General features: G+C 66.5%; 25 protein-coding genes. 8 read left to right on the forward strand and 17 right to left on the reverse strand.

Annotated elements, in window-relative coordinates; all coding sequences use genetic code 11:
- Positions 1 to 2 precede the first annotated feature (2 nt).
- From NNX35_RS02795 to NNX35_RS02825, 7 genes are read right to left on the reverse strand one after another with little or no spacing between them, the layout of a single operon-like run.
- Positions 3 to 884 carry an NAD(P)H-hydrate dehydratase gene (locus tag NNX35_RS02795; RefSeq protein WP_255866922.1) on the reverse strand — a complete coding sequence of 294 codons (882 nt, stop codon included), beginning with the start codon at positions 882 to 884 and terminating at the stop codon, positions 3 to 5.
- The gene (locus NNX35_RS02800) at positions 865 to 1,605 is read right to left on the reverse strand and encodes a histidine phosphatase family protein (RefSeq protein ID WP_255866923.1); all 741 of its coding nucleotides are present in this window, start codon (positions 1,603 to 1,605) and stop codon (positions 865 to 867) included. The genes NNX35_RS02795 and NNX35_RS02800 overlap by 20 nt, the downstream gene beginning before the upstream one ends.
- 38 nt (positions 1,606 to 1,643) lie before the next feature.
- Positions 1,644 to 2,876, reverse strand: coding sequence for an MFS transporter (locus tag NNX35_RS02805; RefSeq protein ID WP_255866924.1), 1,233 nt, complete (start codon positions 2,874 to 2,876; stop codon positions 1,644 to 1,646).
- Positions 2,877 to 2,910: 34 nt separating this feature from the next.
- The gene (narI, locus tag NNX35_RS02810) at positions 2,911 to 3,726 is read right to left on the reverse strand and encodes a respiratory nitrate reductase subunit gamma (protein ID WP_255765018.1); all 816 of its coding nucleotides are present in this window, start codon (positions 3,724 to 3,726) and stop codon (positions 2,911 to 2,913) included.
- Positions 3,723 to 4,421, reverse strand: coding sequence for a nitrate reductase molybdenum cofactor assembly chaperone (narJ, locus tag NNX35_RS02815; protein ID WP_255866925.1), 699 nt, complete (start codon positions 4,419 to 4,421; stop codon positions 3,723 to 3,725). Before narJ ends, narI begins: the two co-directional genes overlap by 4 nt.
- Positions 4,418 to 6,175 carry a nitrate reductase subunit beta gene (narH, locus tag NNX35_RS02820; RefSeq protein ID WP_255866927.1) on the reverse strand — a complete coding sequence of 586 codons (1,758 nt, stop codon included), beginning with the start codon at positions 6,173 to 6,175 and terminating at the stop codon, positions 4,418 to 4,420. Before narH ends, narJ begins: the two co-directional genes overlap by 4 nt.
- Positions 6,175 to 9,894, reverse strand: a complete 3,720-nt coding sequence (locus NNX35_RS02825) for a nitrate reductase subunit alpha (RefSeq protein WP_255866928.1) — start codon at positions 9,892 to 9,894, stop codon at positions 6,175 to 6,177. Before NNX35_RS02825 ends, narH begins: the two co-directional genes overlap by 1 nt.
- A 149-nt stretch (positions 9,895 to 10,043) precedes the next feature.
- Here NNX35_RS02825 and NNX35_RS02830 point away from each other — a divergent pair, with 149 nt between their 5' ends.
- From NNX35_RS02830 to NNX35_RS02840, 3 genes are read left to right on the forward strand one after another with little or no spacing between them, the layout of a single operon-like run.
- Positions 10,044 to 10,997 carry a 1,4-dihydroxy-2-naphthoyl-CoA synthase gene (locus NNX35_RS02830; protein WP_255765022.1) on the forward strand — a complete coding sequence of 318 codons (954 nt, stop codon included), beginning with the start codon at positions 10,044 to 10,046 and terminating at the stop codon, positions 10,995 to 10,997.
- A gap of 7 nt (positions 10,998 to 11,004) precedes the next feature.
- On the forward strand, positions 11,005 to 12,141 hold the full coding sequence (locus NNX35_RS02835) for an AMP-binding protein (RefSeq protein ID WP_255765023.1): 1,137 nt from the start codon (positions 11,005 to 11,007) through the stop codon (positions 12,139 to 12,141).
- A 48-nt stretch (positions 12,142 to 12,189) separates the two neighbouring features.
- Entirely contained in the window at positions 12,190 to 13,074 is an 885-nt protein-coding gene (locus tag NNX35_RS02840) for a 1,4-dihydroxy-2-naphthoate polyprenyltransferase (protein ID WP_227919052.1), read from the forward strand.
- Positions 13,075 to 13,097: 23 nt separating this feature from the next.
- Here NNX35_RS02840 and NNX35_RS02845 read toward each other — a convergent pair whose 3' ends face one another.
- Positions 13,098 to 13,403 carry a DUF4229 domain-containing protein gene (locus NNX35_RS02845; protein ID WP_255765024.1) on the reverse strand — a complete coding sequence of 102 codons (306 nt, stop codon included), beginning with the start codon at positions 13,401 to 13,403 and terminating at the stop codon, positions 13,098 to 13,100.
- Between the two features lie 84 nt (positions 13,404 to 13,487).
- Here NNX35_RS02845 and NNX35_RS02850 point away from each other — a divergent pair, with 84 nt between their 5' ends.
- Positions 13,488 to 13,859 carry a PLD nuclease N-terminal domain-containing protein gene (locus NNX35_RS02850; protein ID WP_255765025.1) on the forward strand — a complete coding sequence of 124 codons (372 nt, stop codon included), beginning with the start codon at positions 13,488 to 13,490 and terminating at the stop codon, positions 13,857 to 13,859.
- Positions 13,860 to 13,986: 127 nt separating this feature from the next.
- On the opposite strand, the gene ccsB is transcribed toward NNX35_RS02850, so the two are convergent.
- The 5 genes from ccsB to NNX35_RS02875 are packed head-to-tail and all read right to left on the reverse strand — an operon-like array spanning position 13,987 to position 18,959.
- Positions 13,987 to 15,015, reverse strand: coding sequence for a c-type cytochrome biogenesis protein CcsB (ccsB, locus tag NNX35_RS02855; RefSeq protein WP_255765026.1), 1,029 nt, complete (start codon positions 15,013 to 15,015; stop codon positions 13,987 to 13,989).
- Positions 15,015 to 16,799, reverse strand: coding sequence for a cytochrome c biogenesis protein ResB (locus tag NNX35_RS02860; protein WP_370646930.1), 1,785 nt, complete (start codon positions 16,797 to 16,799; stop codon positions 15,015 to 15,017). Before NNX35_RS02860 ends, ccsB begins: the two co-directional genes overlap by 1 nt.
- Positions 16,799 to 17,596: a cytochrome c biogenesis CcdA family protein gene (locus tag NNX35_RS02865; RefSeq protein WP_255765027.1), complete on the reverse strand. Its 798-nt coding sequence runs from the start codon at positions 17,594 to 17,596 to the stop codon at positions 16,799 to 16,801. Before NNX35_RS02865 ends, NNX35_RS02860 begins: the two co-directional genes overlap by 1 nt.
- Before the next feature lie 5 nt (positions 17,597 to 17,601).
- Positions 17,602 to 18,237, reverse strand: a complete 636-nt coding sequence (locus NNX35_RS02870; protein ID WP_370646931.1) for a TlpA family protein disulfide reductase — start codon at positions 18,235 to 18,237, stop codon at positions 17,602 to 17,604.
- Between the two features lie 59 nt (positions 18,238 to 18,296).
- Positions 18,297 to 18,959: a histidine phosphatase family protein gene (locus tag NNX35_RS02875; protein WP_227919063.1), complete on the reverse strand. Its 663-nt coding sequence runs from the start codon at positions 18,957 to 18,959 to the stop codon at positions 18,297 to 18,299.
- 158 nt (positions 18,960 to 19,117) lie between these two features.
- Between NNX35_RS02875 and NNX35_RS02880 the strand changes: the two genes are divergently transcribed.
- From NNX35_RS02880 to NNX35_RS02890, 3 genes are all read left to right on the forward strand, one after another.
- On the forward strand, positions 19,118 to 19,657 hold the full coding sequence (locus NNX35_RS02880; protein ID WP_255765712.1) for a YceI family protein: 540 nt from the start codon (positions 19,118 to 19,120) through the stop codon (positions 19,655 to 19,657).
- A 221-nt stretch (positions 19,658 to 19,878) separates the two neighbouring features.
- Positions 19,879 to 20,598 carry a hypothetical protein gene (locus NNX35_RS02885; RefSeq protein ID WP_255866930.1) on the forward strand — a complete coding sequence of 240 codons (720 nt, stop codon included), beginning with the start codon at positions 19,879 to 19,881 and terminating at the stop codon, positions 20,596 to 20,598.
- A 168-nt stretch (positions 20,599 to 20,766) separates the two neighbouring features.
- A complete protein-coding gene (locus NNX35_RS02890) occupies positions 20,767 to 22,620 on the forward strand; it encodes a hypothetical protein (protein ID WP_255866931.1) in 1,854 nt (617 codons plus the stop codon).
- On the opposite strand, the gene NNX35_RS02895 is transcribed toward NNX35_RS02890, so the two are convergent.
- Together NNX35_RS02895 and NNX35_RS02900 are read right to left on the reverse strand one after the other, a co-directional pair.
- On the reverse strand, positions 22,576 to 23,334 hold the full coding sequence (locus tag NNX35_RS02895; RefSeq protein WP_255866932.1) for a redox-sensing transcriptional repressor Rex: 759 nt from the start codon (positions 23,332 to 23,334) through the stop codon (positions 22,576 to 22,578). The two genes, NNX35_RS02890 and NNX35_RS02895, sit on opposite strands and share 45 nt — an antisense overlap.
- Positions 23,334 to 23,585, reverse strand: a complete 252-nt coding sequence (locus NNX35_RS02900; RefSeq protein WP_255765031.1) for a glutaredoxin family protein — start codon at positions 23,583 to 23,585, stop codon at positions 23,334 to 23,336. Before NNX35_RS02900 ends, NNX35_RS02895 begins: the two co-directional genes overlap by 1 nt.
- Positions 23,586 to 23,651: 66 nt before the next feature.
- Between NNX35_RS02900 and NNX35_RS02905 the strand changes: the two genes are divergently transcribed.
- On the forward strand, positions 23,652 to 24,464 hold the full coding sequence (locus tag NNX35_RS02905; protein ID WP_255765032.1) for an HAD family phosphatase: 813 nt from the start codon (positions 23,652 to 23,654) through the stop codon (positions 24,462 to 24,464).
- Positions 24,465 to 24,600: 136 nt separating this feature from the next.
- On the opposite strand, the gene NNX35_RS02910 is transcribed toward NNX35_RS02905, so the two are convergent.
- Positions 24,601 to 24,699 (reverse strand): 30S ribosomal protein bS22, encoded by a 99-nt coding sequence (locus NNX35_RS02910; protein ID WP_003792170.1) that lies wholly within the window; start codon positions 24,697 to 24,699, stop codon positions 24,601 to 24,603.
- A 209-nt stretch (positions 24,700 to 24,908) separates the two neighbouring features.
- Positions 24,909 to 25,121, reverse strand: coding sequence for a helix-turn-helix domain-containing protein (locus tag NNX35_RS02915; RefSeq protein ID WP_227919077.1), 213 nt, complete (start codon positions 25,119 to 25,121; stop codon positions 24,909 to 24,911).
- Positions 25,122 to 25,295: the final 174 nt, after the last annotated feature.

Below are 25,295 nucleotides of genomic sequence, written 5' to 3' on the forward strand. Positions count from 1 at the left end.
CGCTAGCTCAACTCCGCGACCACCGGCGGCATGGCCTCGAGCAGCTCCCGCGCCAGGAAGCTGAGCGGTCCCCGCGAGGCGGAGAGCCGGTCCCCGCTCACCGCGTGCAGATAGGTGCCCCAGCACGCTGCCTGTTCCGGCGTCGCACCGCGGGCAAGGAACCCGCCCACCGCACCGGCAAGGACATCCCCGGACCCGGAAGTGCCCAGGCCCGAGTTCCCGGCCGGCACTTCCCAGCTCCTTCCGTCAGGAGCGGTAATGACGTTGTGCGCGCTGACCACCGCCCGGTATTTCCGTGCCACCTCCAGGGAGGCTTTCGGCAGGTCCAGGGAGTCTTCGTCGGCATCCTCGTCCTCGAGGAGGCGCAGGATTTCAGCACCGTTCGGGGTCAGGACCAGCCGGCCGGCCAGGGTGTCGTAAAGTTCCGGCAGCCCGGGCAGCACTCCGAGGGCAAAGGCGTCCAGTACCACCTGTGTCTTTTCCCCGAGCAGCGGAACCACTGACCGCAGGAGCGCTGCGGCCTGCTCGGCGTCGTCCAGGCCGGGGCCGATCACTACTGCCGACGCCGTCGAAAGATCGGATTCGAGCCGCTTGCCGGCCGCCGCGCCGTCAATCCCGCCGTCTTCCTCCGGCAGTCCCACCACCCCGGATTCGGGGATGGCCACGGCGACGGCGATCGCCGCCGATTCCGCCAACCCCATGGTCAGGCGGCCGGCGCCGACCCGCAGTCCGGCAAGCCCGGTCAGCATCACCGCTCCCGGGGTGCTGCGCGCTCCGCCGATCACCAGCACGGTGCCGCGGTCCTCCTTCCCGGAGGCCTCGGTGGAAAGCCGCCAGCCTCGCAGCAGTGCGGGGGTAACAAGCTCAACGGGGGTGGATGTCATCGGTTTCTCCTGCATGTTCGGTTACCGGTGCTCCGCTGTCCTGCAGGTGGAGCACGCTGTTGAAGGTGTGTAGTTTCCAGGGCCCGGTGCCGGTGGGGCGCACCAGTCGGGTCACTGATCCGTTCCGCACGCTGTTGGCGGCGGCGGTGTCCAGCAGTTCCTGCTCGCTCATCCGTTCCAGCACGTAGCGGATCAGCAGGATCACGGCGTCGTGGCAAACCACTGCCACACGCTTGCCGTCTTCCTCGTCGTCGAGGTCCCGGAACACCGACCGCAGCCGCAGCGCGACGTCGGCCCAGGACTCGCCGCCCGGCGGACGGTAGGCGAATTTCCCCAGCCAGGACCGGCGTTCGGCTTCCCCGGGGAAACGCGCCGCGACGCCGGCGGAGGTCAACAGATCCAGGATCCCGAGTTCCCGGTCCCGCAGACGCTCATCAATCTGCATGCCACCGGTGAGGCCGGCCAGCCCCGCTAGTTCGGCCGTCTGCCGGGCCCGCAGGTAGGGCGAACACCAGACGGACTCGGGCAGCTCTTCGGCGGGAAGCCCGGCAATCCAGCGGCCAAGCGCTGCCGCCTGCTGCTCGCCGTCGGAGCTGAGCGGGACATCGGGGTCCCGCCAGGGAAGGTCGATACGTTCGGCGCCCTCGCGGCCTGCGCGGGTAGCGGCCACGTTGCCGGCGGATTCACCGTGGCGGACCAGAATCAGTTCAGTTGCACCCATGCTCCGACTCTACCCGCCGGTCCCCGGAGGCCAAGGGCTCAGGTACCGGAGCGGGTATCCACCTTGCCGCCGTTGCGCACCGTGAACGTCAGCAGCAGGGCGACGGCGGCAAAGGCCGCTAGCAGCATCAGGCCCACGAAATAGCTGCGGTTCGCCGGATCATAGGTTGCCCCCATAACCAGCGGAGGGAAGTAGCCGCCGAGCCCGCCGGCGGCGGCAATAATCCCGCCGACGGTGCCCACGTCCTGCGCCGGAGCGGCACGGCCCACCCAGGCAAACACTCCGCCGGTGCCCAGCCCCAGGAACAAGGCCATCAGGATGAACGCCGTACCGTAGACCTCCTCCTCCTCCGGCCGGAGGGCAACAATAACGGCCAGGACCGCCGTGCCGGCAAAGGAAGCGAGCGTGACCAGTTTCGGCCCGACCTTGTCCGCGATGGTGCCGCCGATCGGGCGGGCGATGACGGCGGCCACGGCAAAGCCTGCGGTCCGGGTTCCTGCCGCGGTCGCATCGTAATCGTAGACATTGCCCAGATAGGTGGGCAGGTAGTTGGAGAACGCCACAAACGCACCGAACACCACGCCGTACAGGAAGCACAGCTGCCAGGTGACGCGCAGGGTGAAGGCGTGGGTGATCTTCGGCAGCACCGGTTCCGTGGGTCTTGACCAGGCCGGGGATTCGCGCAGGATCAGCCAGCTCAGCACTGCCATGGCCGCGACGACGACGGCGATGGTGATGTGGGTGCCCATGTAGCCGACGGCGGCCACCAGCCGCGGGGTGAAGAACGCCGATACGGCCGTCCCCACCATGCCGGCCCCGAACACCCCGGTGGCGAAGCCCTTCCGGCTGCGTTCGTACCAGGCGGAGCAGAAGGGGATGCCGATCGCGAAGACGGTCCCGGCGATGCCGAGGAAGAACGCGATGACCACCAGGAAGGGGAAGTTGCCCTGCTGGCCGACGATTCCGGTAAGCAGTACCAGCGGCGCCGTCACTCCCAGGATCACGGTGAACATAACGCGGCCGCCGTAACGGTCCGTCAGGGCGCCGACGGGAATCCGGGCCACCGAGCCGACCAGGATCGGCATGGCCACAAGGACCGAGGTTTGTCCGGCACCCAGGTCCATGTCTGCGGCGTAGCGGCTGGAGAGCGGTCCGATGATCGTCCAGGCCCAGAACCCCACTGTGGAGGCGATGGTTGCGACGATCAGGTTCCGCAGCTGGCCGGACCGGAGGTCTGCGCCTGCGGCCGGAGGAGAAGATGCTGTGGACATGGGCTGCCTGCCTTCCGCCAGATGAACTCGGTTCCTAAGGTGTGCCCGGGCGGTCCCGGTCGGGGGTCCCCACGGGGTCCCAGCCGCCGCGCGGCGTCCTGGCCCCCGGAACCGGCCGCCGGCCCCGTGAGCGGTAGACGATATAGGGCCGGAACAGGTAGTGCACGGGCGCGGTAAACGCGTGGACCAGCCGGGTGAAGGGCCAGAGGGCAAAGAGCACCAGCCCGAAGACCGTATGGATCTTGAAGGACATGGAGGCAGCCGTCATTCCCGTGATGTCGGGCTGCAGGATGAAGATGGAGCGGAACCACGGCGCCACGGTGTCCCGGTAGTTGACGATGTTCGTGTCGAAAACGGAAAAGACCGTGGTCGCGAGTCCGGTCAGGATCGCCGCCAGGAGGAAGATGTACATCCCTTTGTCATTGCGGGTGGTGGCCATGAAGACCGGGCCGGTGGTCCGGCGTCGGTAAATCAACAGCACTATCCCCACCAGTGTGGCTACGCCCGCCAGGATGCCCACGCTCAGGGCGAAGAAATGGTAGGTGTCCTCGTTGAGTCCGATCGCATCCATCCAGGTTTTCGGAATCACCAATCCGACGAAATGCCCCACAATCACCGCCAGGATCCCGAAGTGGAAGAGCGGGGAAGCAATGCGCAGCAGCCGGGACTCGTAGAGCTGGGATGACCGGGTGGTCCAGCCGAACTGGTCATACCGGTACCGCCAGATGGAGCCGAGCACCAGGATGGCCAGCACCAGATAGGGCAGCACTCCCCAAAGCATGACGTCGTCCACACCCACCTGCACGTTCCCCGGCGGCGGCACGTCCAGCGGTGCGGGTACGGCAGTCATGGGTGGCTCCTTTCGCTCACCGGCAGCAGCCGCGAGCTGTACGGTTCCAGCCCCACGGTTTCGGTGGGCGGGCCGTAGCCCGCCGTACGCATCACGGCGGCCTGGGTTTCGGGTGACACACCGGGAAGGGTGGAGCAGACCAGGGTCAGGACGCCCTCGTAGGGCAGGTCGTCGTCCCGCAGGGCCAGCCGGAGCAGTTCCACTGACGGACGGTAGCGCTGCAGCAGTTCGTAACCGTCCTCCGGAGAAACCTTGGCGGCGAATTCCAGCACCAGGGGCAGGTAGTCCGGCAGCTCGGTGCCTTCCGGCAGCACACCGTGGGAGCGGTAGATCTCCTTGAAGGCGGCGAGTGCCTCGCCCCGGCGGCGGGTATCCCCGTCGGTCCAGTAGGTCAGGTGCAGGCTGTGCCGCTTGGACAGGTCGAATTCCTGCACATAGGCCGCCTGCACATCCGGCAGCGGCCGGGACGACAGCCAGGCGAAGAGCGGCTCCAGCTCCTCCGCCGGTGCCCCGGCTTCAGCCAGGGCCGCGCGGATTCCCGGGATCAGTTCCACCAGCTGCTGGTCGGGGTATTCGAGCAGCAGGGCAGCCGCCTGCCGGATCACCCGGCTGCGGCCCGGCCGGGCATCGGCGTAGGGCTCGGGCGCCAGGGTGCCCTTCCCGGGTTTGCCGAGCAGCTTCTCCAGCAGGCTCATTTATCAGCCCTGCCCTGATCCGAACCGGGCCCGTCGCCCTCGGCCTGGTCGTATCCCGCGCCCAGGCCCTCGCCGGCACCCTCATCGGGTGCCCCGCGGTTGTTATTGGCCGGAAACAGCCCCTGCGGAGAGCCCCGTCCATCCCAGTTGAGCAGGTTCACCCGCCCGCCCAGGTTGCCGTTGCCCGTCGGGTCCTCCCCGCGCTGCCGGGCCTGCAGGGCCTCGAAGTTCTCCACCGCCACGGGCATCGGCCGCCCGGAAGCCTCACCGAAGACCCCTGTCTGCCCCATCCCGGGGCCGCCGTCCACATCCAGGGAACAGCCGATCTCCTCAAGGTTGTGCGCGTCCTCCGCGTGCGCGGCGGGAATCACGTACCGCTCCTCGTACTTTGCAATGGCCATCAGCCGGTACATCGCGACAATCTGCGCGCCGGTCATGCCGACGTCGGCCGCGATCCGCTCGTCAGGCTCATCACCCAGGGTGATGTTCCGCATGTAGGCGCGCATGGCGGCGAGTTTCCGCAGCACTGCGGTGACCAGGTCCGTGTCCCCTGCTGTGAACAGTTCGGCGAGGTATTCCACCGGAATCCGCAGGGCCTCGATGGCGCCGAAGAGATTCTCCGCCGCTTCGCCGTCGTGCCCCTGCTCCTTCAGCACGTCCACGATCGGGGACAGCGGCGGCACGTACCAGACCATCGGCATCGTGCGGTATTCGGGGTGCAGCGGCAGCGCCACCCGCATTTCCTTGGCCAGGGCGTAGACCGGCGAGCGCCGGGCGGCGTCCAGCCAGTCCTCCGGGATGCCTTCGGCCCGGGCGCCGGCAATGACCTCCGGATCATTGGGGTCCATCATCAGGTCCAGCTGCGCCTCGTAGAGGTCCTGCTCGTTGGGCACGGACGCGGCTTCGGTGACCCGGTCGGCGTCGTACAGGAAGATCCCGATGTACCGCAGCCGGCCCACACACGTTTCGGCGCAGACCGTGGGGATGCCCACCTCGATGCGCGGATAGCAGAACGTGCACTTCTCCGCCTTGCCGGAGCGGTGGTTGAAGTACATCTTCTTGTACGGGCAGCCGGTGATGCACTGCCGCCAGCCCCGGCAGCGGTCCTGGTCCACCAGCACAATGCCGTCCTCTTCGCGCTTGTAGATTGCGCCCGACGGGCAGGAAGCCATGCAGGAGGGATTCAGGCAGTGCTCGCAGATCCTCGGCAGATAGAACATGAAGGTGGAATCGAATTCCAGCTTCACCTTCTCCTCCGCGTCCCGGCGCATTTTCTCCAGCACCGGGTCCTGCCCGCCGGTGCGCTCGGACCCGCCCAGGTCATCGTCCCAGTTGGCCGACCAGGTGATTTTCATGTCCTTGCCGGTGATCAGGGACTTGGGCTTGGCCACGGGAAAGTCGTTGCCGGCCGGTGCGTTGATCAGGTTTTCGTAGTCGTAGGTCCAGGGCTCGTAGTAGTCATTCAGCTCCGGCTGGACCGGGCTGGCAAAAATGCCAAAAAGTTTAGCCAGCCTCCCGCCGGCTTTGAGCTTCAGCCTGCCGCGGTTGTTCAGCTCCCAGCCGCCCTTCCACCGCTCCTGGTCTTCGTACCTGCGCGGATATCCCTGCCCGGGCCGGGTCTCCACGTTGTTGAACCACACGTACTCGGTGCCGGCACGATTGGTCCAGGCCTGTTTGCAGGTCACCGAACAGGTGTGGCAGCCAATGCACTTGTCCAGCGCCATCACCATTGCTGTCTGCGCCATGATCCGCATCAGTACTGCACCTCCTGGGAACGTTTACGCACCACGGAGACAATGTCCCGCTGGTTGCCGGTGGGGCCGAGATAGTTGAAGGCCCAGGACAGCTGGGCATACCCGCCGATCATGTGGGTGGGTTTGACCAGGATCCGGGTCACGGAGTTGTGGATGCCGCCGCGCCGGCCGGTGGCTTCGGACTTGGGCACGTCAATGATGCGTTCCTGCGCGTGGTAGACGTAAATCACTCCGGCCGGCATCCGGCTGCTGACAATCGCCCGGCCCACCAGCACCCCGGAGTTGGACACGCATTCCACCCACTCGTTGTCCGATACCTCGATCAGGGCGGCGTCCTGCGGGCTCATCCATACCGAGGTTCCGCCGCGGGACAGCGAGAGCATCAGCAGGTTGTCCTGGTATTCGGAGTGGATGGACCACTTGTTGTGCGGGGTCAGGTAGCGCACTGCCACGGAGAGCTCCCCGCGGGTGCCCAGCTGCGGTTCCCCGAACAGGCGGTGCATGTCCAGCGGAGGCCGGTAGATCGGCAGGGCCTCGCCCATGTCCAGGATCCAGTCATGGTCGAGGAAGAAATGCATCCGCCCGGTCAGGGTGTGGAAGGGCTTGAGCCGTTCGATGTTGATCGTGAACGGTGCGTAGCGCCGGCCCCCGGTCTCGGAACCGGACCACTCCGGGGAGGTCAGCACCGGCGTCGGCCGGTCCTGGGTGTCTCGGAATGTGATCTGCCGGTCCTCGGCCCCCTCGGCCAGATCCACGAGCGGCGTTCCGGTCCGTTTCTCCAGGGTCCGGAACCCCTGCACGGCCAGTTCCCCGTTGGTGGTACCGGAGAGCAGCAGGATCGCCTCGGCCATGCGGGCGTCGGTGTCCACGGCCGGGCGGCCCGCCGCCGCGCCCCGGTCAAAGACGCCGTGCTTGCGGGCCAGCTGTTCCAAGGGCCGCGTCACGTCGTACTTGACGTATTTGGTGGTGAATCCCAGTTTGTCCGCCAGCGGTCCGACGGCGGCGAACTTCTCGGCGATGGCCGTATAGTCCCGCTCCACCACGGCAAGGGAGGGCAGGTTCTTTCCCGGAACCGCGGGGATGTCGGTGCCCTTCCAGTCCGGGGCGTGCCCTCCGGGCTGCGCGATCTCTCCGGGCGTGTCATGGGTCAGTGCCGTGGCCACCATGTCCTTCCGCACGCCGAGGTGCGTGGCGGCCTGCCGGGAGAACTCCTCCGAGAGCAGGCGGAACAGGTCGTAATCCGTCTTCGCTTCCCACGGCGGCGGGATGGCGGGCGTGAACGCGTGCACGTAGGGGTGCATGTCCGTGGAGGAAAGGTCGTATTTCTCGTACCAGGTGGCAGCGGGAAACACGACGTCGGACAGCAGCGTGGAGCTCGTCATCCGGAAGTCGGCGGAAACCAGCAGATCGAGCTTGCCCTGCGGCGCGTCTTCGCGCCAGACGACGTCGCGCGGCCGGGACTCGCTGTGATCCGCGCCCATCACGTTGTTCAGCGTGCCGAGCAGGTGTTTCTGGAAATACTCCTCCCCCTTGGCGGAGGAGCCCAGCAGGTTCGACCGCCACAGGATCAGCGTCCTCGGCCAGTTTTCCGGAGCGTCCACGTCCTCCACGGCAAACCGCAGCCGCCCGTCCTTGAGTTGCTGCGCCACCCACCCCGGCTCGTCGGGCGCCTCGCCCCGGGCCACCCCTGCAGCCGCCTCGTCGGCAACATCGAGGGAGTTCTTCGCATCGAACTGGGGGAAGAAAGGCATCCAGCCCATCCGGGTGGACTTCGCGATGACGTCGGCGGTGTGCAGACCGCGCAGGTGTCCGCTGGCCAGGGGTGACTGCATCGAGTCGGAGGAATAGCCGTCGGAACGGAACTGGTCGGTATGCATGTACCAGAACGCGGTGCCGATCATAAAGCGCGGCGGCCGGTTCCAGTCCCCGGCCGAAGCCATGGCCGCCCAGCCGGTGATGGGCCGGCACTTTTCCTGGCCCACGTAGTGCGCCCAGCCGCCGCCGTTGCGGCCCTGGCAGCCGCAGAGCATCAGCAGAGCCAGGATGGCCCGGTAGGTCACGTCCCCGTGGTACCACTGGCAGATGCCGGCGCCGAGGATGATCATGGACCGGCCGTTCGACTTCTCCGCGTTGGCCGCGAAGTCCCGGGCCGTGCGGATCACGGCTTCGGGGGCCACGTTGGTGACCTCCTGCTGCCACGCCGGAGTGTAAGGGGTTGCGGCGTCGTCGTAGCCCGCCGCCCAGTCCCCCGGCAGGCCGTTCCGCCCGAGTCCGTACTGGGCAAGCATCAGATCGAACACGGTGGTGACGGTTTTTCCCGCCACGGTGGTCACCGGCACGCCGCGGCGCAGGACGGACCCCGTGCCGCCGGGATCCGTAAAGGCGGGCAGGTCCACCCGGCTGGTCCCCTGCCGGACGCTCGCGGCATCCGCGATGGACAGTGCCGGCACCACGCCCTGCAGGTCGAGGTTCCACTTGCCGGCGTCGGCCTCGTTGTACCGGAAGCCCACCGATCCGTTGGGCACTACCGGTGTGCCGGCCTCTCGGTCCAGCAGGACCGTCTTGAACGCGGAGTCGGAGGCCTTGGCTTCGCGGCGTCCCAGGTCCGCGGCGGTGAGGAACTTTCCGGGGACCACGGTGCCGTCGTCCCGCTCCTCGAGCGTGACGAGGAACGGCAGGTCGGTGTACTGCAGCACGTAGCCTTCGAAGAACGGCACGCGCCGGTCCACGAAGTTTTCCTTGAGGATCACGTGTCCCATGGCCATGGCGAGCGCACCGTCGGAGCCGGCGGCGGCCGGCAGCCATTCGTCCGCGAACTTCGTGTTGTCTGCATAGTCGGGGCTGACGGAGACCACCTTGGTCCCGCGGTAGCGCCCTTCCACCATCCAGTGCGCATCCGGGGTGCGGGTCACCGGGATGTTGGAGCCCCACATCATCAGGTAGGTGGCATCCCACCAGTCCCCGGATTCGGGGACGTCTGTCTGGTCGCCGAAGACCTGCGGGCTGGCCACGGGAAGGTCCGCGTACCAGTCGTAGAAGCTGTTCATCACCCCGCCGATGAGGTTGATGAACCGCGCTCCGGCCGCGTGCGACACCATGGACATGGCCGGAATCGGCGAGAAGCCTGTGCAGCGGTCCGGTCCGTAGTTCCGAATCGTCGAAATGTGCGCTGCGGCCGTCATCTCCAGTGCTTCGGCCCAGCTGGAGCGCACCAGCCCGCCCTTGCCGCGGGCCTGCTGGTAGGTCCGGCGGCGCTGCGGATCATTCACGATCTCTTCCCAGGCCAGCACCGGGTCCCCCGTGCGCTGTCTGGCCTCCCGGTACATTTCCAGCAGCACCCCGCGGATGTAGGGGAACCGGACCCTGGTGGGGGAATAGGTGTACCAGGAAAAGGCCGCACCGCGGGGGCAGCCGCGGGGCTCGTACTCCGGCCGGTCCGGCCCCACCGAAGGATAGTCGGTTTCCTGCGCCTCCCAGGTGATGATCCCGTCCTTGACGTACACCTTCCACGAACAGGAGCCCGTGCAGTTCACGCCGTGGGTGGAGCGCACCACCTTGTCGTGGCTCCACCGGTTCCGGTAGAAGGCGTCCCCCTCACGGCCGCCTTCCCGGAACACGGCCCGTCCGTCACCCGTTTCATCCCACCGGGTGAAGAACCTGCCGAGAGAGAGCATTGCATCGGATGCGGGGCCATCGATCCCCGAAACGGAGCCAGCCATACCTACAAGCTTGGGGCAGGGCGCACGGACCCGACAGGGGTAAGCGGAGAACTGGCCCCGGAGCCGGGCACACCGGTGCCCGGGCGGATGCTTCGCCGGACGGGAGCCCGCCGTCCGGCGGTTTTGCCCACTGGCGATAAACTCGGTTTGTGAGCACAGAACTTCCAGTACAGGTGTCCGATATCTTCGACCCGCAGCAGTGGCGTCTTGTTTCCGGGTTCGAGGACCTGCAGGACATGACGTACCACCGCCAGGTGGAGCGCGACGCCGACGGCGCAGTCGTGCGTGACCTGCCGACCGTGCGTATCGCGTTCAACCGGCCGGAGGTCCGCAATGCCTTCCGCCCGGGCACCGTGGACGAGCTGTACCGGGCCATGGACCACGCCCGGATGACGCCCGACGTCGCCACCGTCCTGCTCACCGGCAACGGCCCCTCCCCCAAGGACGGCGGCCACTCCTTCTGTTCCGGCGGGGACCAGCGGATCCGCGGCCGAGACGGGTACCGGTACGCCGAGGGAGAGACGAAGGAAACCATCGACCCGGCGCGCGCCGGCCGGCTGCACATCCTGGAAGTGCAGCGCCTGATGCGCACCATGCCCAAGGTGGTCATCAGTGTCGTGAACGGCTGGGCAGCCGGCGGCGGCCACAGCCTGCACGTGGTCTCGGACCTGACCATCGCCTCGCGCCAGCACGGCAAGTTCAAGCAGACCGACGCGACCGTGGGCAGCTTCGACGCCGGTTACGGCTCGGCGCTCCTGGCCCGGCAGATCGGCCAGAAAAAGGCCCGCGAGATCTTCTTCCTCGCCCGGGAGTACTCCGCCGAGGAGATGGTGGCCATGGGCGCCGTCAACGAAGCCGTGGACCACGCGGACCTGGAAAAGGTCGCACTGGAATACGCCGCAGACATTGCCCGGCAGTCGCCGCAGGCCATCCGGATGCTCAAGTTCGCCTTCAACCTGGCCGACGACGGCCTGGCCGGGCAGCAGGTCTTTGCCGGCGAGGCGACGCGGCTGGCCTACATGACGGACGAGGCGGTGGAGGGCAAGGAAGCGTTCCTTGCCAAACGCGACCCGGACTGGTCCTCGTTCCCCTACTACTTCTAGGACCTCCTTGGAACTGCTCCCAGTCCTGATTACCCCCGGCTTCGACGCCGGCATGCTCCTCTCCCCGCTTGCCGATGCCCTGGCCGGTGAAGGCCCCGCGGTGGCGCCGCACACCGACCCGGACCAGACGTTCGAGGGTGAACTGCCCAATGACGACATTGCCCTGGTGGTGAGCACCTCCGGCTCCACCGGCACCCCGAAGCAGACCATGCTCAGCACGGACGCGCTGGCTGCGTCCTCGATGGCCACCGCCATGGCCCTGAAGGCGGACGGGCAGTGGCTGGCGGCCCTGCCGGTCAATTACATTGCCGGCATCCAGGTCCTGGTCCGCTCCCTGTACGCCGGGACGCAGCCGGTCTTCATGGACCTGTCCGTGCCGTTCAGCGCCGAGGTGTTCACCCGCGCCGCCGAGGACATGACGGACCGCAACCGCTTCACCTCGCTGGTGCCCACCCAGCTCCACCGCCTGCTGCAGGATCCGGCGCCGGAAACCCTGCGCGTGCTGCGCCGGTTCAACGCCATCCTGCTCGGCGGCGCTCCGGCCGGCGCTCCCCTGCTGGAAAAGGCCCGCGGCTACGGGCTGAACATTGTGACCACGTACGGGATGAGCGAAACCTGCGGCGGGTGCGTTTACGACGGCGTTCCGCTGCCCGGCGTCGACGTCATCCGGTGGGAGGGCCGCCTCTGGATTGCCGGTGACGTCCTTTCGGACGGGTACATGGGCCGTCCGGACCTGACCGAGGACCGTTTCCGGTTCAACTCCGGACGCCGCTGGTTCCGCACGGATGACACCGGCACAGTGGACGACGCCGGCAGGGTCACCGTCTCCGGCAGGCTGGACGACGTCATTGTCAGCGGCGGGATCAAGGTCTCCGCGCAGGCCGTGGCCGAGGCAGTGGAGACGGTTGCCGGCGTCGACCAGGCCTTTGTGCTGGGCCTGGACGACGCCGAATGGGGCTCCCGGGTGGGCGCCGCCGTCGTGGGCAGCGTGGACCCCGAACTGATCCGAGATGCCGTCCGCTCCCGGCTGGGCGCCGCTGCCGTCCCGAAGGTGGTCCTGCTGCTTGAATCCCTGCCCCTGCTGCCCAACGGCAAGGCGGACCGCATGACGCTGCTGCGGCTGCTGGCCGCCGCGCGGCACTGACCCGTCTTTTACGCACCTGTCTCAACTCAAGAACTAAGGAACAACACCGTGGCTACAGCCGCCCAATGGTTAGAAGGCGCCCGTCCCAGGACGCTGCCGATGGCAATCGCGCCGGTCATTATCGGATCCGCCGCCGCGTACGACCTCGGGGGTTTCTCTCCCGTCCGTGCCGTCCTGGCCGCCCTGATTGCCGTACTGCTGCAGGTGGGCGTGAACTACGCGAACGATTATTCGGACGGCATCCGCGGCACGGATGACAACCGGGTGGGGCCGCTGCGGCTGACCGGTTCCCGGCTGGCGTCCCCGAAGCAGGTCAAGTACGCGGCGTTCGGTTGCTTCGCCGCCGCCATGCTGGCGGGAGTGGCCCTCGTGGTCCTGGCCGGCACGCCGTACCTGATCCTCGTGGGCATCGGCTGCGTTGCCGCTGCCTGGGGCTACACGGGCGGGAAGAACCCCTACGGCTACCGGGGGCTGGGCGACATCTTCGTCTTTGTGTTCTTCGGACTGGTGGCCACGCTGGGCACCACCTACACGCAGGCGCTGGAAATCAACACAGCCTCGGTGCTGGGCGCCATCGGCACCGGCCTGATCGCCATGGCCCTGCTGATGGCCAACAACGTCCGGGACATCCCCACGGACCGGGTGGCCGGCAAGCGGACCCTCGCCGTGCGGCTGGGCGACGGCGCGGCACGGATCAGCTACGTGATGATGCTGGCCCTGGCGCTGCTGCTGCCGCTCTTCATCGCGGGCAGCTACCCGTGGATCCTGCTGGTGCTGCTGCTCATTCCGGCGTGCATCCTGCCCTGCGGGCTGATGCTCACGGGTAAAAAGGGTTCCAGCCTGATCCCGGTCCTGAAGCACACCGGCCTGATCAACCTCGGCTTCAGCGTGCTCTACGGCGCCGGACTCGTCCTTACGCGGCTGCTGGCCTAGGCTTACCGCGTCGCCGCGGCAGGCTAGGCGTCGCGGCGGCGGTCGTTGTCGATCTGCACGTCCGGGTTCTCGGCCACCAAGGTGTCCTCCGCCGCGGAATCATCCAGTTCGCCGCGGTTGCGCTTGGGTGCACGTTCCTCGGTGAAGCGCCGCTGTACCGTCCGGGCCGCTTCGTCCCGCATATCGCGGGCAAACAGGTAGGTCACGCACCAGGCCAGGACGGCGGCGGCAAGCGCCGAGAGCAGGAGGCCGAGTTGCAGCACCATGCAGATCACGAAGAAGACGGCCACCAAACCCAGGCGGAGAGCAGTAAATTTCCAGAAAGCCACGCCTTCATTCTAGGCGCTCGGCGTCCCCGGTGTTCCTTCCGTCCATCCGACGCCACGGACCGTGCCCTCCACTACAATGTCCGTATGCCCCGTCTTGTCTTGTTCGGCGTCATCATCGTCGCTGCCGTGATCATTTACGCCGTTATCGACTGCCTCATGTCCCGGGCAAACGAGGTGCGCAGCATCTCCAAGGTGTCCTGGATGTTCACCATCGTCCTCATTCCGGTCCTGGGCGCAGTGCTTTGGTTCCTGTTCGGCCGGCCCTCCGCCGGGCCCGGCCCGCGCGAGCCGCGGCGCCCCTCGGCGCCCGACGACGATCCGGAGTTCCTGCGCAATCTCGAGGTCCGGCGCCGCCAGGCACAGAAGGAAGCCGAGCTGCGGGCCCGGGAGGCCGCGCTGCGGGCCAAGGAAGAAGGCAGGGACAAACAGAACGACGACGGCAAGCCCGGCGCCTGAGGCCCCTGCAGCAACTTCGCAGCCATAGCTGCATATAAAAAGACCCGTTCCGGATGTCCCGGAACGGGTCTTTCCATGTCTGCGGGGCCGGGCAGCCAAGCCCTTGTGGGGCTGGACCCCGGTTGAGTTAGACGCCGGAGTAGCTGTGCAGGCCGGAGAAGAACATGTTGACGATCGTGAAGTTGAAGACCACGCAGAGGTAGCCGACGATCGACAGCCAGGCGGAACGGGTTCCGGTCCAGCCGCGGGTGGCACGGGCGTGCAGGTAGCCTGCGTAGACCACCCAGATGACGAAGGTCCAGACTTCCTTGGTATCCCAGCCCCAGTACCGGCCCCACGCCTGTTCGGCCCAGATGGAGCCGGCCATGAGGGTGAAGGTCCACAATACGAAAGCCACTGCGTTGATGCGGTAGGACAGGTTTTCCAGGCTCTGCGCGGAGGGCACGATGCGCATGAACGGCAGCCGTTCCTTGCGCCCGGAGCGGATCCGGGTTTCGCGGTCAGCCTGCAGGAGCTGCAGGACGGACATGGCGAACGTCAGCGTGAACAGTGCCGACGCAATCACGGCAACCGAAACATGGATGATCAGCCAGTAGCTCTGCAGCGCCGGAACCAGGTGTGCCACCGGCGTCGGGAAGCCGATAGTGGCGGCCATCATCATAACCAGCACCAGGCCCACCACCACGGTGCCGAGGAAGCGCAGGTCCCGGCGGGTCAGCACCAGCAGGAACACCACGGCCACCACCAGGGCGCCCGTAGTGCAGAACTCGTACATGTTGCCCCAGGGAACCCGGTGCGCGGCCATGCCGCGGGTGATGACGCCGGCCGCGTGGACGGCTGCGGCCAGCACGGTCAGGGCAACGCCTACCCGGGCTGCGTTGCGCCGCGGACCGGTGTAGCCCATGGCGCTGTCAGCGGTCTGTGCCTCGCGGCTGCCGTCGGCATCCCAGTCCCGGGCGAAGCCGTTGCCGGAGCCGGCGGGAACGGCTTCACGCACGGCGGTCTTCTGTTCCAGCCGGCTCTCCACCGCCCGGATGGTCTTGCTGCTCTTTGCCAGGTCCCACGCGAACGCCAGGAAGGCGACCGTGTAGGCGAACGCCGCCAGCAGCATAAAGCGCTCACTGTAAAGGGCGAGGGTGTAATCGATGGAGGGCATTACTGGTCCTTACCTGGATTTTCTGCGGCATTGCTGTCCGCCGTTGCGTTTGCGGAGACGGTGGCCCGTCCAACATTCTGTCCTTCTGCGTCCTGCCGTGCCAACCACTTCTCCGCGAACAGTCCGCGGAGCGCAGCTGCTTCACTGGTCAGCCGGGGATCTTCGCCCCGGGCCAGCAGCCCGTATTCGACCATGACCCGTCCGTCGGGATGCTGGCCTGCCCGCACCCAGACCCGCCGACGTGCCAGGAACAGCGAGGCAGCCAGACCGGACAGGGAGAGCACGGCAAACACCAGGACGCCGGTCTTTCCCGGATCGTAGTGGATGTCCAGGGCGGCGTACCGTTTGAGGCCGTCGAAGGTGATGGATCCCTTGCCGTCGGGGAGTTCGTAGGTCTGGTTGGCGCCCAGCACAATGCCGCCGGCGTCGAGGTCGCGGTTGTTCAGCGGGGTCAGGTCTTCGGTTTCCAGCACGTAGACGTTGGAGGGCACACCTTCGTCCAGCCCCAGGTCGCCGTAGTAGGAGTTGAGGTTCAGCTGGGGGTTGATCGGATCCGGGTCGCCGGAGTAGCTGACTCCGGCTTCGTCGATCATGGCGGTGGGCAGGAAGAATCCGACGAAGCCGAGCTGGTCCGGCTTGGCGTCCGGGGCCTTGATCACGGCAAGGGAGGTGTACATGGCGTCGGTGGGAACGGCCACGACCGGGCCTTCCAGCGCCACGTTGCCCTCGCCGTCGCGCACGGTCACTACCGGGGCGTAGCCGTTGCCCACCAGGTACACCCGGGTGCCGCCCAGCGTCAGGGGCGAGTTGACCTTCAGGACCTGTTCCTCGGGCTCGGCCCCGGGGTCTTCTTTCACGGTCACGTTCGCCGTGAAGTCCAGGGGCTGTCCGTAGTGGGTCTCGGATTCGCGGTCGAACTCGATCTGGAAGTCGTCCAGTGTCAGCGAATAGGGGCTCAGCTGGGCTTCGGTGAAGTTGGAGCCGGGTGTGAAGGTGTCGTAGCTGACGAGGGTGTTGACGAAGGACTCCCCCTCCACCACGATCTTCTGTCCGCTGTAGCCGAACAACCCGCCCAGAGCCACGCAGGCCAGGACGCCGATCAGGCTGGTGTGGAACACCAGGTTGCCCAGTTCCTTGGCGAAGCCGCGCTCGGCTCCAACGGAGGGTCGGTCGCCGTCCGCGTCCCGGACATCCACACGGTAACCGCGGCGGCGCAGGATCTTCGCGGCGTCGCGCACGGCTTCGGCCGGCGTCATAGACATCGACGCCGGAACCGTCAGCGTGCCGTATTCGGGCATCCGGGAGAGACGGCTCGGGGTGCGCGGAGGCTTGGAACGCATGGCCTTGAAGTGGGCCTTGGCCCGGGGAATCACGCAGCCGATCAGCGAGATGAACAGCAGCAGGTAGATCGCCGAGAACCAGACGGAGGAATACACGTCGAAAAGCTGGAAGCGGTCCAGCCAGGGCCCGGTTTCGGGATTGTCCTTGATGTACTGCGTGACTACCGAGGGATCGGCGGGGCGCTGCGGAAACAGTGATCCGGGCACGGCGGCGACGGCGAGCAGAAGCAGCAGGAACAGCGCCGTCTTCATGCTGGTCAGCTGGTTCCAGGCCCAGCGCAGCGTGCCAAGCAGCCCCAGGGCGGGCAGCGCAACGTCGTCCCGGCGTCCCTTGGCAGGGCGGGGGTTGGACGGGCGGGGCGTTGTTGCTTTGTCTGTCACGTCATCCGGTCCCGGGGTCAAGGTGTTCTCATTGGTCGTCTGTTCTTCACTGGGTTTCGGCATCAGATCGGCAGGGTCACATTACCCAACCAACCTTGGAGCTGGTTGATCCACTGGTTCCAGACACCGCTGACCATCAGCAGGCCCAGGGCAATCAGCATGCCGCCCCCGAAACGCTGCAGGGCCAGCCGGTGCCGGCGGAAGACGCCAAGGGCGCCCATGCCGCGGCGGAACCCGACGGCAATGAGCAGGAAAGGCAGCCCCAGTCCGAGGCAGTACACGAAGGTCAGCAGGGCTCCCTTTGCGGCGCTGGCGTCGCTGCCGGAGAAGGAAAGCAACTGAACTGCCGAAAGCGTTGGGCCGATGCACGGTGCCCAGCCCAGCCCGAAGGTGATGCCGAGCACCGGAGCTCCCCAGAGCCCGGCCGGCGGCTTGGCTTCGATCTTGCGGTCCCGCTGGAACCAGCTCATGCCGCCCATAAACACGATGCCCAGCAGGATCACAACGAGGCCAAGGACCTGCGAGATCCAAGCCTGTTCGGAGCCTTTCAACCACGCACCCAGCTGTCCGATTCCGGCGCCCAGGGCCACGAAGACCACGGAGAAGCCGAGCACGAACAATCCGATGCCGGCGAACATCCGTCCCCGCCGCTGCTTTTGCAGGTCGACGCCGGTCAACCCGGTGACATAGCCGAGGTAGCCCGGAACCAGGGGCAGCACACAGGGGGAAAGGAAGGATACGAGGCCTGCGAGGGCAGCCACGGGGATAGCCAGCAGGACGGACCCGTTCAGGACGGTGTCGGCAAAGGTATTGGCGGTGGACTCGGTCACCGGGGCCACGACGGCAGTAAGGAAGGACACTGTCCCTACGCTGCCAGCGAGTCGCTGATCAGGGCCTTCAAGGTGCCCTTGTCTGCCAGTCCGAGGATGCGGGCAGCCACGCGGCCCTGCCGGTCCAGCACCAGCGTGGTGGGTACGGCCGACGGCGGAACGAAGTTGGTCATGGCCAGCAGCACGCCGCCGTCCTTGTCCCGGAAACTGGGGTACGGAATGTTGAAGTTCCGTTCGAAGGCTTCCGCGGTGGCCTTCTCGTCCCGGATATTCACGCCGTAGAAGCGGGCACCGGCACCGGCGAACTCATCGTGCAGCTCCACCAGGTCCGGGGCTTCCTTCCGGCACGGGGCGCAGGCCGCGTACCAGAAGTTGAGTACGACGACGTCGCCCGCCCAGTCGGCGGAGGTAACCTCGGTGCCGTCGAACAGGGAACCGGAGAACTGCACCGCTTCGCCGCGTTCGGCGGCGTCGTATTCAGTGACGGAGCCGTCTCCGGCAATGTAGTTCTTGTTGTCTCCGGCGTTGGCCTGCTCGGCCAGGGGGTCATCCGTGGAACAGCCGGCGGCAGCTGCGGCAAAGGGGACGGCGAGGGCCAGCCCGGCACCGAGCCGAAGGAAGGAACGGCGTCCAAGGGCTTCCGGCTCAGCAGGGCGTGTGCGGTTCTTCAAGGATTTCCAGCTTTCATCGCGGCAGGGAGGAGCCACTTCTACAACGCGTAGTAATTCTATTATGCTCCCGGAACATTTGCTGCACCGGGAAGGAGGTCCGCGCTGGGCTCGGCGTAGCGCACGCCGGTGAGTACGGCGCCGTCGAACTCCAGGGTGGTGACGGAGGTCAATGTGCACTCGCGCTGGCGGGGGTCATGCCAGAGCTTCCGCCCCTCGGCGGCGAGCCGGGTGACCCAGATCGGCAGCTGGTGGCTGACCAAAACGGCTTCGGCATCATCTCCGCCGAGTTCCACGGCGCGCATCCGCGCATCATCAACGGCGGACATCACACGGGCAACCTGCTTGGCGTACGGCTCCCCCCAGGAAGGCCGCATGGGATTGCGCAGGAGCGGCCAGTAGCGCGGATTGCGCAGCTGGCTCTTGATGCGGGACATACCCTCAAAGCGGTTTTCCGCCTCAATAATCCGCTCGTCCGTGGCGATCTCCAGGTTCAGTCCGGCCGCCAGCGGGGCGGCGGTCTCCTGGGCCCGGGTCAGCGGCGAAGCAACCAGGTAGACCAGGTTGGCCCCCTTGCTGCGCTCTTCGATGAAGTGTTCCGCCACCCGGTCCGCCATCTGGCGCCCGAGGTCGGACAAATGGAACTCCGGAAGGCGTCCGTAAAGGACCTTGTCCGGATTGAAGACTTCACCGTGGCGCACGAGGTGTATGGATGAGCGGGACATGTGTCCCAGTTTCGCAGAGTTGGAGCCGTCAGCTAAATCTTCGAAATCGACAGGCCCATTTCACTTGAACCTTTAACCAAACCGTGCAACACTGTATGCAAATGCATGAAAGTGCCGTCGGGGCCTCCCGGCAGCACCGCTACCAGAAGGAGCTCTCCATGATCCCCAGCGGCCTCACCACCGGAACCTGGAATTTCGACGCCTCCCACAGCGAAGTGGGCTTCACCGTCCGTCACGCCGGCATCAGCAAGGTCCGCGGCAACTTCGACAAGGTCGAGGCCACGCTCGTGGTCGGCGAGACCCTGGCTGACACCGTGGTAACTGCCGTCATTGCCGCTGACTCCTTCAACTCCAACGACGCCAACCGCGACGCCCACGTCAAGAGCGCGGACTTCTTCGACGTCGAGCAGTTCCCGGAGCTGACGTTCACTGCGACCGGAATTGAAAGCGCCGGCTCCACCTACAAGGTCACCGGCGACCTGACGATCAAGGGCATCACCCACTCCGTCGTCATGGACACGGAGTTCAACGGTGTGGCCGTGGATCCCTTCGGCGCCACCCGCTCCGGATTCTCCGCCAGCACGGTGATCAGCCGCAAGGACTTCGACCTGACCTGGAACGCGGCACTGGAAACCGGCGGCGTCCTGGTGGGCGACAAGGTCACCATCAACGTCGACGCGGCCTTCGTAGCAGCCTAGACCCCCATATTCCCCCCCACAGGGCGGCCCCGGACCAATTGGTCCGGGGCCGTTTTTTTGGGGCTGTTTTCCGGGGTGCGTTCCGGGGCCATCTTTCCGGGACCCCTGACCGTCCCGACCCCACCGCGATACGCTGGATGTTTGGCTGCGGGGGCGCCCCGGCCACGCCGACGGCACCTTCGTCCAGCCGCTTCGAGACACCAACCAGCAAGCAGGCGGACATGAGCACACCAGAAAACACTCCCGAGCAAGGGCGCGAGCCCAACCACCCGACCAATCCGGACGGCCCCACCACCCCCGCGGGTGCAGGCGGCGCTGCGAATCCCGATGGATTCACCCTTCCCGGAGCCGGTCCCGGCTCCCGCCCTGAGCCGCAGTACGGCCAGTATGCCCCTGGCGGCCCCTACGACAAGTCCGGTCCCTCCGGCTACACCCAGCCCTCCGGCTACGCCCAGCCCTACTCCTATGCACCGCCGGTCAAACCGGCGAAGGGCCCTGCCCCTCGCGAGGTCATCATCGGATCCTGGTTGATCATTGCGGCAGGCGTGCTGAGCCTCATCAACAACATCATCACCTCCTTCAGCCTGCCGTCGATCATGACGTCCCAGGAGCAGGAGGCGTTCGCCGAAACCGGTTTGGACGAAGAAGGCGTGAGCTCCTTCCTCATTTCCTTTGGCATCGTCGTGGCCCTGATCGGCTTTGCAATCTACCTACTGATCGCGCTCTTTGTGCGGAGGGGGAAAAACTGGGCCCGCATTCTAGGCACCGTGTTTGCCGCCTTCTCCTTGATCGGCATCCTCACCATGCTGGGCGCTTACTTCACCTCACCACTGAGCCTGATTTCGCTGGCCTCCAGCCTGCTGGGAATTGCCGGGATCGTGATGCTGTATCTGCGGCCGTCCACCCCGTACTTCCGCAAGGCTCCGCTCTACCCCTACTGAGTTCGCAGAGTCCCGTCGGTTTCGGCGGGACTTTTCCCTTGCCGGATCGGGTTTCGCAGTGGAGGGGTCACACACCGGCCGTGCCCGCGTAGCGTTGTGTTCTCCTCCGGCGGCCAGTTGCTTCGCAAGGTGCCCCGGAGGTGCCGTTCCGCCGTGAAGGGGAGGACCATGGCAGCTCTGCTTCCTAACCCGCAGCAACAAAAAACACGCATTCCCCTGCGCTATCTGCACCGGGCAGTCGATTCTCCGGAGTATGCAGGGGCCAACATCTTCATCCCGGAAGCACCGCTCCATCCCCCGACGGTATCCGGGGGCTCCCCAGCAGGTTCCGATCCCGGCCGCGGCTCTCCGGACCGGGAGGAACTTACCTCCCCTGAACCCGGCTCATCCTCAGGGACCGGGGAGAATGGCAGCGGCCACGCCCTCTACCTCTGGCTCCGAACCGGGCTCCAGGGTGTCGTCGCCTGGATTGGCAGCGGTATTCGCGGCACCTTTGCGTGGTTGGGCGCAGGCCTGCGTGGCCTATCCGCCTGGCTTCGGGCCGGGGCGGTCGGGACCGCCGTCTGGCTCCGCATAGGAGTGCAGGGAGCCTACTCCTGGCTCCGCAGCTTGGTGCGCCGTGCGTCCACTCGGATCCAAGCCGCGGCGCAGGCCACCTCCAACCAAGCCCGAACGGGAGCCCGGGCCACCTCTGCCGGCGTCCGCACGGGGGTTGTTCGGGTCCGCACCGGGGCACACGCCGTTTCGTCCCGGGTTCAAGCGGGGGCCCACGCAACTTCTGCAGGTGTCCACGCCGGGGCGCATGCAACATCCGTTCAGGTCCAGGCCGGTGCCCATGCCACCAGCGCTGCGGTCCAGTCCGGGGCCAACCGTGTCGGCGCCGGAGCCCGTGCCGCCTCGGCATGGCTCCAAGCCGTGGCGCATGCCGTCTGGAACTGGATACTGTCTGTTGCGCACGCCGCATCGGCGGCGGCCCAATCCGCCGTACACACGACGGTCGCAGGGGCGCGGGCTGCCGCCCATGCGGTGTCGGTGGCGGCCCAGACCGTTGCACGTTCCGTTTCGTCGGCTGCCCGCACTGTCGCTGACGCCGTTGCGACGGCCGCCCGCACCACGGCGCACGCCGGTGCCGTGGTAGTTCGCACCATCGGAAATGCCATCTCCAATGCAGCCCGAACAACGGCGCACGCCATAGCCGTCGGTGCCCGCGCCGTCGCACACACCACCTCAGTGGCAGCCCGCACCACAGGGCACGCCACGGCCGTGGGTACCCGAACCACAGCGCGCGTCACAGCTGTCGGTGCCCGCGCCGTCGCACACACCACCTCAGTGGCAGCCCGCACCACAGGGCACGCCACAGCCGTCGGTGCCCGCGCCGTCGCACACACCACCTCAGTGGCAGCCCGCACCACAGGGCACGCGATAGCCGTGGTGGTGCGGGCCGTGCAACGCCGGCTGCCGGCGAAAACCGGCAACCCGGTTCCTGCCATTGCAGCCGCATTCGCGCTGATTTCAGGTGCGGGCCTGTTCAATCTGTGGGGCACCCTTTCAGCCGTTTCCCGGATGCCCGTACCTGATTCGCTGCCGCCTGCCCTTGCCCTCCTCGAGCGGTACGGAGTGACCGGCACCCACTATGCCAGGACGCTCGCGGCGATAGCGATCGCCTATGCCCTGGTGATCATGGGAACCGCCCTGCTGCTTGCGGTTGCCGTTCGGGACAAGCGGCGCTGGGCGCGGGTAGTCTCCGCGGTCCTTGCCGGCACCGCACTGTTCTACGCGGTGAACGCAGGAACCGGCACCCAGTCTCTCGCGGCAGCCCTGGGTGTCGCAGGAGCCGCGATCACCTTCACCAAGGGAGCAGCTCCGTGGTTCCACCCGCGGGTACCCTCCGTGCAGCCGTTCGGACCGCAACGGCACCAGGCAAAGCCGCACCATCGTCTCGGGGCCCAGGCGGAAACCCTGCAGCCGGATCCGGCCCTAGCGCGCCAGACGGGCCCGGGCGGCGATCTGCGAAACCTGTGAGCGCTGTGCGTGGTAGGCAAGGATCTGCAGTTCGGTCGCCATGTCCACTTTGCGGATCTGGACTTCTTCGGGCGCCTGCAGCACTACCGGAGCAAAGCTGAGGATGCTGGTAATCCCGGATTCCACGAGGCGGTCGCATAGATCCTGGGCAACCTCGGCGGGCACCGAAAGCACCGCCATGTTTGCCCCGGTCTTCGCGAGCACTGCTTCCAGCGAGTCCACCGGGCTGATCCTTAGCCAGCCCACCTCCTGGCCGATTACCATCGGGTCGGCGTCGAACAGTGCCACAACCTCGAAGCCCCTCGAGCCGAACCCGGGATAGCCTGCCAAGGCGCGGCCGAGGTTGCCGGCTCCTACTATGGCCACCCGCCAGTTCAATGTCAGGCCAAGAGCGGCGGAAATCTGTCCGCTGAGATACGGGACGTCGTATCCGACGCCGCGGGTCCCGTAGGACCCCAGGTAGGACAGATCCTTGCGCAGCTTGGGCGAATTGACGCCGGCGGCTTCAGCCAGCTCTTCAGAGGACACACGTTCTATCCCGTCGGCCAGCATGGCGGACAGCGCCCTCAAGTAGATGGTCAACCGCGCCAGTGACGCCGGCGGTATGTGCCGCCCTTCGCCCGCTGCGGCCGACGACGTTCCGGCCGCCTGGCCGCTGTTGGCCGTCCCGCTCTCCAGATCGGCTCGTTCCGACCGGACTTCCTCGGATGCCATCACGACCCCAGCAGGCGCCGCAGCCGTGTTTCGTCGATTTTCCAGAAGTCCCGTTGGACGCCGTCGATGAACAACACCGGGATCTCCTCACCGAAGCGGGCGGCGAGTTCCGGGTCTTCCTCCGCGCTGCGTTCCTGCCAGGGGATGCCAAGGTCCTCCCCCACGCGCCGGAGCACCAGGCGGGCGTCTTCGCACAAATGGCAGCCCGGCCGGGTAAGGAGGACGACTTCCGGTCCGACGGATTCACTCATATGTCCAAAATAGCCCCAATACGTCGGATTTCCGCGCTCAGGCCGGGTTTTGCGTAGACTCGGACCATGCCCCGAGCCACTGTAGTCCGAGCCACCGGAACCACAGACGCGGTGGGCAAACCTGGCGAAGCGGCCTTTTTCGACGTCGACAATACGCTCATGCGCGGTGCCAGCCTGTTCCATGTGGGCCGGAAGATGTACCAGCGGAAAGTCTTCACCATCCGTGAAGCAGCCGGGTTCGCGAGCAAGCAGCTGAGGTTCATGCTGCAGGGTGAAAACCTCAAGGACGTCCACTCGGTCCGCGACGCCGCCTTGGCCTTCGCGACCGGCCTCTCTTCGGAGGACGTGCGCACGCTGGGCGAAGAGGTCTACGACGAGATGATTGTCTCCAAGATCTGGCCCGGCACCCGGGCGCTGACCCAGCAGCATATGAAGTCCGGCAGGCCGGTTTGGCTGGTCACCGGAACGCCCATCGAAGTTGCTTCGGTTATCGCCAGCCGGCTCGATCTCACCGGCGCCCTCGGCACAGTCAGCGAGGTCGCCGACGGCATGTACACCGGGCGCCTGGTGGGTGAGTTCCTGCATGGGCCGGCCAAGGCTGCCGGTGTCCGGGCGCTGGCCGAGAAGGAAGGCCTGGATCTGCAAAGCTGCTGGGCGTACAGCGATTCCTACAACGACGTTCCGCTGCTGAGTCTGGTGGGCCATCCGGTGGCGATCAATCCGGACGCGCGCCTGCGCCGTCATGCCCGTGAGCGCAACTGGCCCGTGTACGACTTCCGTTCAGGCCGCAGGGCGGCAACACTGGGCCTGAAGTCCGCAACCGTTGCCGGGGCTGCCTACGGGCTGTGGCGGGGGTTCTCCTGGGTGCGGGCCCGCTGACAGCCCGGCAGAGCTAGCCGCCCGGCTGCTTAAAAACCGGAGCCCGCCTATCCCTGGGGACTGGCGGGCTCTGCCTTAGCGGACCCGGCACTGCACATGCAGCGGGGGCCAGCTGACAACGGTCGCTAAGAAGGATCTACTTCTTATTACGACGCTGGTGGCGGGTCTTGCGAAGCAGCTTGCGGTGCTTCTTCTTGGCCATACGCTTGCGGCGCTTCTTGATTACTGAACCCACAGAGTCCTCACAAACTTATTAGGAGTCACCGATTCCCTTCCCCTGTTGCCGTGGGCACAGGGGCTGGTTGCCGGTAGTTACTGGCTTTCGATTAAAACGTTCCTTAACAGGGTACAGCTTCGGGGCTGTGGAATTTGCCAGCCCGGAACAGCAGCCGGGAACGGTCCACTCCGTCGCTGTTATCTGAAGACGGATACCCGGGGCAGGGCTTAGGCAGTGTCTGTACGCCGGTCAATAACGGCGTCGCGGAGCACCTTCTGGACGGCCGATTCCGGCACACGGTAGGACCGGCCGAAACGGACGGCCGGCAGCTCGCCGGAATGGACCAGTCGGTACACAGTCATCTTGGAGACCCGCATGACGTCGGCAACTTCCGATACCGTCAGAAACCGCACATCCGAGAAGTTTCCCTCGTCTGCCATTTAGTCCCGTTCCTTTGCTCATTGCCGCCGCTCCCGACAGCAAGCCATGTGGGAGCACCTGCGGCTGAAGGATATCGCGTCACCGGCCTGTTGCGACGTGCGTCACTGATGGCCCCGTATGGTCCCTACTGTAGTGGCAGGAGTAACCATAGTGGAAGTTCTTTCCGCGGCCGC

The sequence above is a fragment of the Arthrobacter sp. zg-Y844 genome (assembly GCF_024385465.1).
Taxonomy (GTDB): Bacteria; Actinomycetota; Actinomycetes; order Actinomycetales; family Micrococcaceae; genus Arthrobacter_B.